Here is a 13,567-nt window from a genome sequence, read left to right on the forward strand (position 1 = left end):
TTTTTAATCTCCAATCCTATTTAAATTTTTATCATAAGTACCCGATCTGGTACGCTTACTTCCTAGATTTTTCACTGAACTAGCCATTTTCCAAATCCCCCCGTTATGACCATCAACATCAGGAGTAATGTATTTATTCCCCTTTTTAAAGACAGGTTGATCATGAGATTTAAATTTTGTCTTAGTGTATCCAAGTTCTTTTGCTGCAGCTGTTGCTTCTTTAGTATTCATACTTCGGGCAAACTGCTGCAAATTCAACTTCAGCTTATTCTTGCTAGAAGTAGAATTCTTAATTGCTTTTGCAGCTGCCTTTTTAGCTGCTTTTTTTACTACGGCTTTTATTACTTTCTTGGCGACGACTTTAACAACAACTACAATTATAAATATTATAAATGGGTTATTTCCATCATCATCCACAAACGCAACTGGATTATTTAATGCATAGCTGTATCCATTTCGATTTAGTGGATTATTCAGATCCAAATCCTGTTCAGAGTCCAATGAAATAAAGGAACCGATTTGCGGGTTATAGTTTCTGGACATCAGATAATATAAGCCAGTTTCTGTATTGTATCTATAACTAGCATAACGGTATGGATTTTCATCCGCAAGCGAGCCACTCTGATTTACAATATTCCCCCATGCGTCATATTCATACTGAGCTACTTTGTTACCAGCCTGATCCGTTAAACTAACGACATCTCCATGACCGTTCAAGTGGTAATAATAGGTATGCCCATCTTTAGTCATTGCTACCGGACTTCCACTATCATCCCACGTATACTCTCGAAGTGTTTTGTTATTTCCATCCGTTTCATAGATGACTTCATCGCCATCATAGAAGAAATTCGTCGTTCCGGACTGACCAATGGACTGGATACGTCGCCCTTGTTCATCATAACTATAGTGTTGTATTCTCTGACCAGATTGATCTTGCACTTCAATTAATTGATCCAGTTCATCATATATATACGTTTGTTTTCCATCGTTTAATAGGTTTCCATTATTGTCATACTGATAAGCTTGTCCATTAACAGAAGTTAATTGGTTGGCGTTATTATGCTCGTATACAGTGATTTGCTCCTGCCCATTGGTGACAACGACTTTTTGTTTCCGATTACCCACGTCGTCATAGTCGTATTTAATTGTGGTACCGTCGGGTAGAGTTTCTTGTTGGAGTTGGTTAAGCGCATCGTACTCATACGTTGTATCACCTAATTCCGAATGAATTGTCTTTACATTCTCATTAGAGTCATACGTGTATTCGTACTCGCGAAGTATACTTCCTGTGCTGGAGTAATCACCGTAAGTGCGCAACTGTTTCCCCGTATCGTAGTGAGCCTTGGTTACAATTCCGTTTGCCCGATCGGCTTGTTCCATTGCAGCCATATCATTGTACTGATAAGAAATGAGGTTTTGATTATCCTTGCTAATGCTTTTGACTTGATCTAACTCGGTGTAATCATAACTTACAGTAGACGAATGTGCACCGGTTGCATATGAAAGTTCCTGAAGTCCACTATTCGCATTATAGATATACGACTTTTGATGTCCTCTATCTACCTCTGTTTCAGGTAACCCATCAGGCTTATACGTAAAGGAACGAGCACCATTGTTTACATTGACCAGTAATCCATTTTCATCATATTCATAAGACCACTTTTGTTGCCCATCTATACTTATAGTTTTGAGTTGATCCAAAGCCGTGAATGTTGAAGAGATTGTGTTCCCATTAGGAGTCGTGGTCTCCATTAGGTTGCCATTTGAATCATATTTGTTATTGGTCACCTTGCCAATGGCATCTGTCTTTTTCATTAACTGATTTTGTCCATTGTACTCATACTGAACTACAGCCTGTTTTGGATTAATCGTTTTAGTCAAGTTTCCGGCTGTATCATACTCATACGTTGTCTCTTTTTGCTTCGGATCAATTACAACTTTCAGACGATTTAACTTATCATAATGGTAATCAGTACGATTGTTATTTCCGTCGGTATTTGCGATCATATTCCCAACCGCATCTGTTGTCACTGTTGTTGTGTTCCCTGCTGCATCAATTACCGATTTGATATCGTTACCTTTATCATCGTAGCTGTAAGTTTCTATCGATTGGTCTGGATACGTCGTCTTTTTTAAGTTTCCATAGGCGTCATATTCATAACGCGTAACATTTTGCTTGGCATCCACGATGGTTTCCAAATCACCAGCTGCGGTATACGAGTAATTGGTAACATTTTGTCTAGGATCAATTTCTTTGAGAACATGATTCAGGCCATTGTACTCATATGTTGTAACATTTCCAACCTCATCAATTTGAGTCAGAACATTACCTTTACTATCATATGTCTGCTCAGCAACAGTTCCATCCGGATTGGTTACTTTCTTGACATTGTAGTTTGCGTCTAGGACAAACTGAGTGATTTCACCTTTGGCATCTTGGATTTTCTCCGCCACGAAATTAGCGTTGAGCGTATAGTTTGTCGTATGGCCATTTGCATCTGTTACGTCTGCTGTACGTGCAGTGGTGTCATATTTGTACTGGGTTGCCGGCCGATCACTTGCATCTGTAACCGAAACCGTTGAAGGTTCCTGCACTTTAACCAAGTACTCTTGATCATAGGAAAAAGTGGTTAATCGATTATTCGGGTCAAAAATGGTTTTAATGTAATTGCCACCATAACTAAACTGAGTTCGGCTATAAGTGCCATCCTCACTATACTGATCTACAGTGACTAACTTTCCATTTTGATACGTATAATCCGTTTTACGCCCTTCTAACATGGCATAATCAACTAAACCATCTGAAGTATACTCAAATGTAATGGTACGTCCTGAAGGGTCTTCTATACCCGTTAGTGCTCCATTCCCATTCCTTTTATACGTAATTCGGTTTCCATGCAAATCTTGTTCATAACTGAGTTTGGCCTGAGTGATGCTTACTTGATCATCATTGGAAACCGTATCAAAATGCATTAGGTATCCATGTTTGTCTGTTAACTCATAACCGGTCGTGGCCCCTGCGCTACTATTTACCTTTTTTAGTGTCAGATAATCGCCCGCTGAAGGTGTATACGTATTGTTTGATGCGTTATATTTAAATTCATAAGCAGCTCCAGTGTGGTCTGTAAACAATACGTCTCCGGTTTTGTATGCATCTACAATGGTTTCCCCACCTGAAAAATACCATCCATAGCCGAAGGGTGATGATTCGCTAGATTTAGAGTTATATGTCCGCATAAAGTCTACGGAGGTGTCACCTCTACCAGTTAAGGAATAATCATTGAACTGGATGACATTGTTCCCCGTACCCAAATTGGTGTAACTTGTTCCGTTAGCTATCGGATGACTATCATACGTCCAATAATCCTTTAGACCAAGTCGACTAGCTGAGGAGTATGTCACGCTTAAGAGCGGCGTGTAATCCGGATTAGCCGTGTCATCACCGGATATAAACTTTTTGTAGCTATTTGTTGTCTCTGAATTACTTTTCAACATAAAACCTTTGTTTGTTGTGGGGTCATTTATCCACTTTTCTAACATATTGGCAGGCAAGGACCACTTATAATTTGCTGCAAGTGAGGTTAATGGACCTACTGCAGTTGTAGCCACCTGCGAAGCATTGAAATCTCCACCCTGTTTACTCCACAAGTTTGTAGCATCTGCATACATCCAGGATGCAGAGTATTCCGTCCATGCTGTATTGACACTATTTAGTGTGATATCTACATTGGTATTATTTGAAACGGACGCTAACCAGAGGTTCAAGTCAGCCGTTAATACCTTTGCCCCCTGTGGAATTGTCGATGTATCAAACTGAATGAGAGAACGGATGACATTAGAGGTAGTAGCGTCTTTATATAGACCAACACCTAGTGTCGTATCGGTTGCTCCGGTTTGTTTGGGGAAAGCACTACGTATATTGGTATCCGCTAAGCGGTATGTCGGTTGGAATTTAACAATGGTCGGATCGATGGTGACTGGGTATACACGTGACGCATCATTAAGCCATGCGAGACTGGGAATCACGTCAATGTATAGCTGTCCCTTCTTCTCTTTCAATTCATAGTGAATATCGTAGGAAAGAGATTCTTCAGGGAAAGCATTAACTCCCTCTACTTGCTGATAACCTTCAGGCTCAAAGGAATCATACATCAACGGTTTGTCGATTATATATTCAATATTACCAGTAGATGGATTGACCAAGGAAACAGATCCATCTTGCTCCTGACGATATTCTAGATTGCCTAAGGTTAAAGCAAAGGAGTAAATCACTGACTTTTTGCCTGTCGGCTTTTTGCTGAGTTTAAGCTCTTCTTTGAGTCTATCGTTTCCCAGGGTATAAATTAAATCAGTATCGGGATAAAGCCCCTTATACGTCATTACATTATTCTTAACAATCCCTGCCGGCTTTGTGCTAGAGATGCTTTGCGTAGTTGTTACCGTATTTGTTTCCGATATGGGGTTTAGACCAATGCGGAATTTATCCTCTTTGATCTCTATCAAATTATCAGAAACAGAATGTTTCTTGTTCATTTCTACTTTGAATTCATGTTCATTATTGTAAGCCGTTTGACTCGTCGTGTTTAAACGGTTATCAATAGGCTTCCACTCTTGATTTGAGGGATCTTGATAGTGAATGGGAGTTTCAGAAATTTGAGTTGTGTACGTTCCGTTTTCATTGGCGAATGTCTTCGATTTCTCACTTCGGAGCGAAGCGATCTCTTTTGGGGTGTTGTTGGATGACAAGTTAGAATCGTCGGAAATGTTGCTTTCTTGAAGCGTTGATCTTTCGGTCGAGGGGCTCCCCCAAGCAGTGGTATTATTGAGCGATGATGTAGAGATTAAGGAACCAGCAATAATTAAGCTGAGGACCTTATTCCAAAACTTGTGTTTCTTATTCATGTTGTATCCCCTTGTCTATTTTTTTACAGCAAGAAGAGTTATACCATATACTTGGAATATTTTCTAAGTGAAAATTTTTCCAATGTTAATCTTTTCAACATATAATTATTGTATTGATTAGATACAGGCCCAATCGGCAAAAGGAACATGTTCTTGTCCAATACGGTAATCGGTACAAGTTCTTGTCCTTTGCTCGGGACTAGAACTTGTACCGCTAAAATAAAAAAGCCGCTAAAATAGCGACTTCAATGGGACCATATTCTTGTCCCTCGACTTATGAAGGAGGATAAACTCAAAAACTTTACGGTGGAGCTGTTACATCGGTCTGTAACAAAAAAAGACCTTCTCAGAAGAAGATCTCTATCTTGAAATAACTATTTTCGCGTTAAGCTGATTGCTTCCATGTAATGATTGGCACTCGAGCTTTCCTTCCTTTCAAAAGATCAATGCTTTTAACACTATGTAACCCTAGCTGGAACGCCCATTCTTCGATATTATTACTTTTCAGCCTTATACATCTTAATGGCCCTATATTAAATGTATAATTATCAATTTTCGAATGGCCATAGACCTTTTCCAGTAAAATTTGAAAATGAAAAAACCTCAACTCTTTATAACGAATGTTAGAAGAAAGTTGAAGTGTTTATAGGATTTAATTATCCTGTTGAGGAATGAATAACTCAGGCTTAAATTTTTCAATTTCCACTTTTATATGAGGATCAAATTTTGAACTCACCAAGGTTTTTGCTTTCATGATACAATTTATATCAATATTTTTAGCACCCATGAAGTTAGCTTTAACAAATGATGAACCATTGAACTCTGCTCCTTTGAAATCTGCACCTTTAAATATAACACTCTTGAAATCTGAATTTATTAATCTTGCTTGTCTTAAATTTGAATCAGTTAGATTAGATCCTGTAAAAGTTGTTTCTTCACAAAAAATATATTTCATATTTGCCTCAATTAATGAGGCCCCTCGAAAGTTAGCTTTTTCAAGCTTTGCACCATTAAAATCAGAACCATCTAGTTGTGCACTTCGAAGATTTGCACCTTGCAATACTGCACCCATTAATTTACTATTATTCAGACGTGCCTCTTTAAGATAAGCTCCTTTTAAATAACATTTCGATAAATTAATTTTAGTTTTTCCTCTTTGATTTAAGCGATTGATATTAGCAACAATTTTGCTTGTAGCCTCTTCTGTAAACCAAAATCTAACATCATCGATATTCTCATGATACTCTTGTACCTTTTGTTTCTCATTAATACGATTCGTAAAGTAGTATAGAATTACTCCAAGAATCAAGAAATCAAATACCGAGTTGTGAAGGTTAACTAAGAAGCCTTCCCAGAAAGAGGATTCTTGGTAAATACTTTTATGTACCATAATTGGAACATAATCATAAAGAAGTGTGAGAATTATGGTAACAAATAAAAATAAAATCAAGATCATCACCATTAAAGCAAATTCGTTACGAAAAATTCCTATAGATGGTTTTTTCACAGATAACTCCCCTAATTATTTTGTATATATAAATCAAAACATATAAAAAAAACCGCCAAATATGTTTAGCGGTTTAATTCTTCATTAACCTAATCCTGTTTGTTTTAGAGAGTTAATAACTAACTCTCTAAAACAAACAGGATTCGAACCTGCATCTTTCTGATGATATATCAGAACGCTTTAACCAATTAAGCTACTGCCGTAATTATAGTATATTTGATAATAAGATTTCCGTCAAATTTTACACTTCAGCTTCATACCATCGTTGCAGAGTAAAATGTTTTAGATGTTACAAACGGAAAGTGACAACACTGTTTCCAAAGAATATGAGATTAAGGTAAAGCATCACTAATGATCCCACTCCCACAGTGAAAGGCAAGAAACCAAGAATTTTAATGGTGAAATCAAAGGTTCCCTCAAAGATAACTATTGACGTGTGAACAATAGACTTAATGTTATAACCCTTTGAAGCAAAACTATGGACATAACAAAGCTCTTGAACATGATTTAATATTCAGACCTCTTGTTCATTTCAATAGTTTCTTTTACAATGCGTTGCCGCCTTAACATCGATCCAGAACTTCGAATGACTATGATTCTGAATTGCAACTAAGGTCATTGAAATGGTTATTTAAGCAGGTAATTGCGGATTGCCATGGCGACTCCATCCTGTTCGTTTGTACCTGTAATGACGTTTGCGAACGCTTTGACATGGGGCTCAGCATTGCCCATTGCGATACCTAATCCAGCCCACTGTAGCATGTCCAGATCATTGTCATAATCTCCTGCTACAGCTACCTCTTGTCGATCGATACCTTGCTCGCGGCACAGGCGCTCAAGTGCATCGCGCTTGCTGATTCCGACCGCGTTTACGTCAAATCGCAAACTGCCTGTTTTAGTGCATTGAAACATCCCCGATGCTTCAAGTCGCTTAAATATCCTTTCGCGGGCGGCAAGGTTTGTGCAAATGACGGCCGCTTTGTAGATCATGCCAGGCATGCTGTTTACGAACGTTCTGAAATCGGAACCGACTTCAACCAAACGGATCAGTTCAGTTTGATCTCTATAATGATCTTCCGTCCATGGCAGTTCTGGTCGCACAACAACATTATTCATTGGCCAGCTCCGATTCAAATCATTGATTTGCCGTACATATAGGGCATTGTAGCCATAGAAATGGACGTAGGCACCTTCTTCCTCAATCACATCTAGCATGTATAAAAGTGATGTTGTCTCCAGCGGGAATCCTTCAATCATTTGTCCTGTTTTTGGATCAACGGTCACGGCACCATTCACTGCGACCAGAGTAAAATTCAATAGGATTTCCTTCGCATGTAGCCATACCGATGCGGGAAACCGCCCGGATGCGATGGTGACAGCTACTCCATTCGCCATTAATTGCTGGATGGAGTTTCGCGTTTCTGACGTAATGACTTTATTCGGATTTAACATGGTTCCATCCAAATCAAGAGCAAGCAATCTATGCAACTCAACCATTCCTTCCTGTTCAATGTATCATAGGGTATTCATGCGCAGTGGCTCAGGGATGTCCACCGGTCCGTGGAAGGTCCGACTTGCTTCATCACGCATGAACTCCAACTTACCGTTGCCGGGCAGATGCACGAGTACGAGCTGCTTCACATTGGCCTGTCCAGCATGCCTTGTCCCTCACGTAGTCAGCACTTAATACACAAAGACCCATCGTTACCAATAAAAGATTGGACGATGAGTCTCGAACGAATATTCTCATGCAGTCTTGACTTTTCGTTGGACTAACCTTCCTTTTTTAGAGTTAGTCTCACATATATTCGTTATGACGATAATGTCTTGTTCTTAGGCCGAATTTTTTTCAAATTCGGTTCAAGCGATACATAACAAACAGAGGCTAATAATAAAATTAAGGCAATAATTTGAAGAATACTCAAACTTTGATTTAGAACGATAACATCAAGAACAGCTACCTGGACCAAAACTAGGTTATTAAGGACACTACTTTCATATGCTCGTAATGTTTTTTGAATCCAAGTCCATAAATAGAAAGCTAAGGCACCATTGATAATTCCAAGCCACAATAAAAGAATCCAGAGTTTAAGAGAAATTGTTGGGATACCTGCCTGCAATAAACCGACAAATACCATGAATAACGCTCCAATAAGCATTGGCCGTAGAACAAGATGTTTTGCTTGAGCCATACCATTTGAGATAAAATAACGATTTGCCATCAAATTTATAGAATAACCAATGGATGATAGAAGAACTAAACCTATTCCAATTAAGGCCCCTGTCTCAAAATGCCAAGGATAATAGTACAATATAATACCAACTATTAAACCGAAAACGCCAATGAAAATCCCTCGACTTTTAACTTCACGCAACCATATTATGTCTAAAAGAATAATGAATAAATTGTTTCCTATGCTAAGCATCATACTGGTTTGCGTAGGAGATATAAAATATTGGCCAGCATACTGTAAACCTTGGGCCATTAAATATCCGGTTATCCCCAGTAAAATATAGTGCCACATTTTCAATTTTGTTTCAGGAACCTTAGTTACTGTAGAAAGTTGTTCTCTCCTATTCTTACGTCTCTGTAAAAAATAAGATAGAATAAATATTGCGATTACTGCAATAGAATAACGCAAACCAGCCAGCATAATAGGACTAATTCCCTCATTAAAGGCTAGTTTGTTCAATATATATGATGATGACCAAAGAAAAGTTACAAATACTCCTATCCAAACAGCAACTGTACGGCTCATCTAATGCTATCTCCTTTTGCTATAAATAGCGTTTCAGGTTATCTATATCTCATTTATAGTGTTGTGGTGAATTAAACACAACTTCGTCCCTGGGCCCTGTTTTGTTTACTTCCAGTAAGTGTGGCACATCATATTACAATCCTTCATTAATATTTGATAATGTTTTCATCTTTCTTGTAGCTTCTGTGATATTGGGATATCCAAAAATTCCTGTACCAGAAACCACACCATGAATACCTAATGCAGATATTTCTGAAATATTGTGTATCTTAACCCCACCATCCACAATAACTTCAATATTTTCAAGATCCATTTCTTTTAACTTTTTCACTAAAGTCTCTGCTTTCTTTAAAGCGGATTTAATAAGATCTTGCCCTATAAAACCAGGTATTACTGTCATAATTACTACTTTATCAAGTTCTGGGAGAAGTTCTTCAAGAATAGAAATAGGAGTCCCTGGATTAAGCGCAATACCTGCTTGAACTCCCGAATTTTTGATCGTGTAGATACATCGGTATAAATCATAAGTAGATTCAGCATGGATTGTAAGAGATCGAATGTTGAGTTGTAGAAACTCTTGCATATGATCAAATGGGCGATCACTCATTAGATGAACATCCATCGGAAGTGAAGTGAATTGGCTTAACTGCTTTATCAGATCTGACCCGAATGTGAATCCAGGTACGAAGTGTCCATCCATTATGTCCAAATGAAGTCCATCCGCACCACCTTCCTCAACAGACCTAATCTGTTCTCCTAACGATAAATAATTTGCACACATGACAGAAGGATAGATATTAGCCATTTATATTCACCTCATATTGATTTTTGGGATTATGAATTTCATTTCTAGCCATTTTACGATTAAATCTGTTACAGAGATTTTGGTCCATTGTGAGGGTATAGAATTACTTCCTATTAGATGAACGGGACTCCCAATTTCCTGTTTTATATAATTCCCATCTGCAAAAAAATGAGTAACACCGTAATAAATGCTTTGAGCATTCATTTCATTCAGGTAACGTGCAAGAGGTATAAATGTAGACCCTGAAGAACATAAGTCATCAAGAACGATCGCATCATACCCGTTTATATCCAATTTATTTTTGTTATACCACGTGTATCCTTCTTCATTCTTATGCTTGTCTAAAACCAAAATTGGGTATTTAGTATGTGCTGATACTGCCTTAACCCTTTGCGCTCCCCCACTATCTGGTGAAATAATAATTGGTTTATTTAAGTTGAGTGTTTTAAAGTATTCAGCAAAAACAATCTCTGTACTTAAACTAATGAGTGGTATTGGGGATTTTTCTACTAACTTTTCGCTATGAATGTCTATAGTTACTACCTCATTAGCACCTAGCATAGCGAGTGTTCGTAAAACAACCAACCCGGACTCGGGTTCCCCTTCGTTTGATCGACGATCTTGACGAGAGTAAGCAAGATAGGGCACAACACAGATAATATAAGCTGCCCCTCTACTTTTAGAGATTTCAACCATTTGATAGAGTTGTTGTAAATGAAGATCCTGTGGTGGTAATGTATTCTGAAATACAACAACTGTTTTATTGACCAGAGAGGTATTAATCCTCATGCATATCTCGGAGTCAGGGAATACGCGACGAGAGACATCGGCATTGGTGAACCCTGTTTTTTGAATCAACTCTTCACCAATTTGAGCTCCTCCTGGACCAATACAAAGGATAACTTCATTCATAACGAGATCACACATCCTTTGATGTTAATAGAGGTAGTATTCCTGGTAGATCTATGCCTTTCAAAGATTCTAAAAGAGCACCACCACCAGTTGATAAGTAATTCATAAAAGAGTCAAATTGAAAATATCTTATTGCAGCCAGGGTATCCCCTCCTCCACAAACAGTTAGTGCACTTGAATTCGCCATTGCAGTCATTAGATCTCGTGTACCCGCTGTGTATTCTGCATCTTCATATTTCCCCATGGGGCCATTCCAAAGTATTTGTTTCGATTGAGTAATAGCACTACGAATTAGTGATGAGGTCATTGGACCCACATCAAGAGGCTTATCCGAAGGCGTTAAGTTATTAATACTTTTTGTAGTTATTTCTTTTGTGCTACAATCTTCTACTTTTAAATCTACTGGCAGAAGGATTTATTTTCCAATATTGTTTGCTAATTCTAATATCTGTTTGGCAGTTTCTACTTTTTTAGGTTCATATGAAGTTATGTCCATTGAATAACCCTTGGATACTAAAAATGTATTTGCTACCATACCACCTACAATTAAAGTATCAGATACCTTCAATAATGATTTAATTACGTCTATCTTCGTAAAAACCTTTGATCCACCGATAACAGAGATAAATGGAGATTGAGGGCTTTGGAATAATTTTTTTAATGTTGTCAACTCTGACTCTAATAACAACCCTCCTACTGCAGGTAGACAATTAGCTAAATAAGAAACAGAAGTGTGAGATCTGTGTGAAGTAGCAAAAGCATCATTTACATATATATCCGCCATACGCGACCACTTTAAAGCTAGATCCACATTATTCTTTTCTTCTTCTGGAAGAAATCTTACATTTTCAAGCATAATTAAATCCCCTGCTTGAAGATTGGAAATCGCTTGTTCTACAACGTAACCTACAGATTCACGGCAAGCGAGGACGGGTCGACCCAATAAATTAGAAAGATGAATAGCTATTTGTTCAGTTCGCAAGTCCTCAACTATTTTCCCTTTTGGATATCCTAGATGAGTAGCAATAATAATTTTCGCACCCTCATTTATTAAATAATGAATAGTTGGAAGTGCACGGCGTACTCGGTAATCATCCAAGATCTTGCCATCCTTTATGGGAACATTAAAATCAAATCTGCAAAATACACGTTTTTCTTTTAGATCAATATCACGGACCGAGGGGATATTCCATGAGTTTATATGGTTCATATTATTGATTTCGTTTCATTTTTCGTTTGTAGTTCTGTAATTTCTTTTACTTTAAGTAGAATCATAGTTCCTATCCTATTTTTTGCTTCTTGAGTCTGCGCACCAATATGTGGTGAGGCAATAACGGAAGGTAATTCGAATATAGGATGTGTACTTGTAGGTTCCTGTTCGTGAGTGTCTAGACCGGCTCCTCCCAATAATCTATTCTTTAAATTATTGTAAAGGGCAGCTGTATCAACTAAGCCCCCACGACCAACATTAATTAATAGAGCATCTGACTTCATCATTCCTAGTGTTTGTCCGTTAATAATATGGTGGGTCGAACTAGTAAGTGGAACAGTAAGAACAACTATGTCAGCGGTTCCTAATAGCGATTCTAGATTTAACACAGTTGCTTTAACACGTTCCAGGGCCTCACGTTTCTGAGACTTGTGTGAACTATGATCGGTTACGATAACTTTCATCCCTAACCCATTGCTTAAATCTCCTAATATCTGTCCAATATTTCCATATCCAATAATTCCAATGGTCTTCCCAAACACTTCTCTACCAATTAATTGATTTTTCATCCACTCTCCCCTCCCCATCGATAAGTGAGCCATATTAAGACTTCGATAAAGGGAAAGAATCATTCCTAATACCAATTCAGCAACCGAACGTGAATTCTCAGGAAAACAAAATAATTCTATCCCCCTTTCCTTATAGAGAGGTGATATGTTATCTGTTCCTGATCCTGCTCGCAAAATCCATTTCAATTGAGCAGCCGATTTAATCATTTCATCAGAAATAATGTGAGGAGATCGAACCACAACAATATCTATACTTGGAATAATCTCTAGTATTTCTTTGTCCGATCGATTCGGAAAATGAAATACAACATGGGTATTCGTATTTAAGTCATCTAGAAAAACCTCATTATAGTTCCCCAATAATAGAATACGCATTTTGCATCTCCAATCCGGATTAGTCATTTCTTTCCCAAGGAAATACGATCCAATTTGTTGTATTATCAATGTCTTTGCTTGAATGTAAATTATCTAATACGTTGGAGAATATGCCCTCTTGTATTTGCTTTCTGTCTGAGAATAGTGTCGCATAATAAACTTGAATATCTTCCCCATATTCCTGGTATACAAGTTGATGAATTGTAGAAAATAGATCACCGTAAGTAACAATATCATCAACAAGTAGTATATTCTTTGGTTTAATTGGTGGAAAAATCGAACCAATCACCTCAAGTTTACTATCTCTTTTTACTGAAAACTCATGATCAGAAGCTGTTTTTTTTATATGAACAATACCAAAATCCCTGCACTGTAAATGATGAGATAGGAAAACTGCTAGCGGTAGTCCACCTCTTGAAGCTCCGACAATCAAATCAATTTCTTTATCACATAAATGATTGGAGAGATCCTGAGCGTAACTTTCGAACGTATTCCAATCCAGCTTTTCTATCATATTTTCAGCTCTCC

The 13,567-nt window shown here is 37.8% G+C and carries 9 protein-coding genes and 1 pseudogene; all 10 read right to left on the reverse strand.

Going from position 1 to position 13,567, the window contains the following annotated elements; all coding sequences use genetic code 11:
* Positions 1-3: 3 nt before the first annotated feature.
* Positions 4-4,902 carry a toxin C-terminal domain-containing protein gene (locus EL84_RS00220; RefSeq protein WP_047840244.1) on the reverse strand — a complete coding sequence of 1,633 codons (4,899 nt, stop codon included), beginning with the start codon at positions 4,900-4,902 and terminating at the stop codon, positions 4-6.
* 652 nt (positions 4,903-5,554) lie between these two features.
* Entirely contained in the window at positions 5,555-6,409 is an 855-nt protein-coding gene (locus EL84_RS00225; protein ID WP_047840245.1) for a pentapeptide repeat-containing protein, read from the reverse strand.
* 627 nt (positions 6,410-7,036) lie between these two features.
* Positions 7,037-7,897 (reverse strand): Cof-type HAD-IIB family hydrolase, encoded by an 861-nt coding sequence (locus tag EL84_RS00235; protein WP_161799390.1) that lies wholly within the window; start codon positions 7,895-7,897, stop codon positions 7,037-7,039.
* Positions 7,898-7,924: 27 nt separating this feature from the next.
* The gene (locus tag EL84_RS32705) at positions 7,925-8,050 is read right to left on the reverse strand and encodes a hypothetical protein (protein WP_268794670.1); all 126 of its coding nucleotides are present in this window, start codon (positions 8,048-8,050) and stop codon (positions 7,925-7,927) included.
* Between the two features lie 170 nt (positions 8,051-8,220).
* Positions 8,221-9,168, reverse strand: a complete 948-nt coding sequence (locus tag EL84_RS00240; protein WP_047840247.1) for a DMT family transporter — start codon at positions 9,166-9,168, stop codon at positions 8,221-8,223.
* Positions 9,169-9,301: 133 nt separating this feature from the next.
* The gene (rpe, locus tag EL84_RS00245; RefSeq protein WP_047840248.1) at positions 9,302-9,973 is read right to left on the reverse strand and encodes a ribulose-phosphate 3-epimerase; all 672 of its coding nucleotides are present in this window, start codon (positions 9,971-9,973) and stop codon (positions 9,302-9,304) included.
* A gap of 6 nt (positions 9,974-9,979) precedes the next feature.
* Positions 9,980-10,885 (reverse strand): ribose-phosphate diphosphokinase, encoded by a 906-nt coding sequence (prs, locus tag EL84_RS00250; RefSeq protein WP_047840249.1) that lies wholly within the window; start codon positions 10,883-10,885, stop codon positions 9,980-9,982.
* Positions 10,886-10,892: 7 nt separating this feature from the next.
* Positions 10,893-12,095, reverse strand: a pseudogene (locus EL84_RS00255) (phosphoglycerate kinase).
* Positions 12,092-13,039: an NAD(P)-dependent oxidoreductase gene (locus tag EL84_RS00260; RefSeq protein WP_053061328.1), complete on the reverse strand. Its 948-nt coding sequence runs from the start codon at positions 13,037-13,039 to the stop codon at positions 12,092-12,094. The pseudogene EL84_RS00255 and the gene EL84_RS00260 overlap by 4 nt, the downstream one beginning before the upstream one ends.
* A gap of 19 nt (positions 13,040-13,058) precedes the next feature.
* A complete protein-coding gene (locus EL84_RS00265; protein ID WP_047840250.1) occupies positions 13,059-13,553 on the reverse strand; it encodes a phosphoribosyltransferase in 495 nt (164 codons plus the stop codon).
* Between the last annotated feature and the right edge of the window lie 14 nt (positions 13,554-13,567).

Source organism: Paenibacillus sp. VT-400 (assembly GCF_001029205.1).
Classification (GTDB): Bacteria; Bacillota; Bacilli; order Paenibacillales; family Paenibacillaceae; genus Paenibacillus; species Paenibacillus amylolyticus.